The sequence below is a fragment of the Methylophaga sp. UBA4204 genome (assembly GCF_002379485.1).
GTDB lineage: Bacteria > Pseudomonadota > Gammaproteobacteria > Nitrosococcales > Methylophagaceae > Methylophaga.
Genome location: NZ_DFTU01000095.1, coordinates 8,051 through 9,348 on the forward strand (window position 1 = coordinate 8,051; position 1,298 = coordinate 9,348).

3 protein-coding genes are annotated in these 1,298 nt (G+C 46.4%); 2 read left to right on the plus strand and 1 reads right to left on the minus strand.

What is annotated here, in order from left to right; genetic code table 11:
- Positions 1–582 (minus strand): cyclic nucleotide-binding domain-containing protein (locus tag B3182_RS14445; protein ID WP_292753261.1); only part of this gene is annotated, 582 nt, incomplete at its 3' end.
- 104 nt (positions 583–686) lie between these two features.
- Here B3182_RS14445 and B3182_RS14450 point away from each other — a divergent pair.
- Positions 687–1,106, plus strand: coding sequence for an OsmC family protein (locus tag B3182_RS14450; protein WP_292356736.1), 420 nt, complete (start codon positions 687–689; stop codon positions 1,104–1,106).
- A gap of 28 nt (positions 1,107–1,134) precedes the next feature.
- On the plus strand, positions 1,135–1,298 hold a 164-nt coding region (locus tag B3182_RS14455; protein WP_292753267.1), incomplete at its 3' end, for a VOC family protein.

The window sequence follows — 1,298 nt, forward strand, 5'->3', positions numbered from 1 at the left end:
TACCCGGCCGACCATTTCCCGCGAACAGCCAACAATGCGACTGACTTCCTGACGGGTGATCTTGATTTGCCGCCCCTGTTCGTGGCGCATCGCATCAGGCTGCGCAGCCAAATCACGCAGGGCTTCTTCTACCCGTCCGGAAACGTCCATAAATGCCATGTTGGTGGCTTTACGAGTCGTGGTCAGCAAACGTTTGGACATCTGCTCACCCAACGTTTCCAACAGATAGGGATAGCAACCTTTTAATTCTGTTTTGGAAAGCGCCTTGAGGGTTTGATAACTGATTTCTTCGGTGCGGCAATCGGTTCTGGCTTTGACCACCGACATGCGGTCATTGATATTATCGTGAAAATAGCCAACTTCACCGATAAAGTCGCCCTGATTGAGATAGGCGACAATTAATTCCTCGCCCTCTTCGTTTTCAACACAGATGCTGATAGAGCCTTCTCGAATGTAGTAGAGCCTGTCAGGAATATCACCCGGTCGCGCCAGCATTGTTTTGGCGGGGTAGACTTTACTGTGGCAGTGTTTGAAAAACTCTGCCAACTGCTCTTCTCTCTCTTTGTGTTTTAAATAATCCATGTCATGAAGGCCCAGCTTATTTTTATAAGGATTAATTCTGCCCAATTCCGATGAATATGGCAAAATTAAACGTTGTTATACGTATTTTATGCAGGATGAGTTAAATGAAAGCAAGAGTAAAGTGGGTTGAGGATGTTTTATTCGTCGGTGAATCCGGAACCGGACATACCATCGTAATGGATGGTCCTGAAGAAGCCGGTGGTCACGGCACGGGCATGCGTCCAATGGAGCTTCTGTTGCTGGGCCTTGGTGGCTGCACATCATTTGATGTCATCGATATTCTGAAAAAATCACGTCAAGATGTAACGGATTGTGTGGTTGAAGTTTCCGCAGAACGCAGTGAGGAAGCACCAAAAGTTTTTACCAAAATTCATGTGCACTACACCGTCACTGGCCGCAACCTTAAACAGAATTTTGTCGACCGTGCGGTAAAACTATCTACAGAAAAATATTGCTCGGCATCTATTATGCTGGCAAAAACCGCTGAAATCACTCATGACTATGAAGTGATTGAACAAGCCTAATCGAATTTCAATAAACCGGAGCATAACCATGCAGCGACCAACACGAACTGGCGGTTTGCGTCATGTGGCATTAACCGTCGAAAATCTCGAAGCCTGCGAACAGTTTTATGTGGACTTACTGGGCATGGAAGTCGAATGGCGTCCTGATGCGGATAACGTTTATCTGACTTCTGGCAATGACAATCTGGCTTT

Coding starts and splice junctions, on each gene's coding strand:
- B3182_RS14450 (WP_292356736.1), top strand. CDS start 687: ATGAAAGCAAGAGTAAAGTGGGTTGAGGATGTTTTATTCGTCGGTGAA.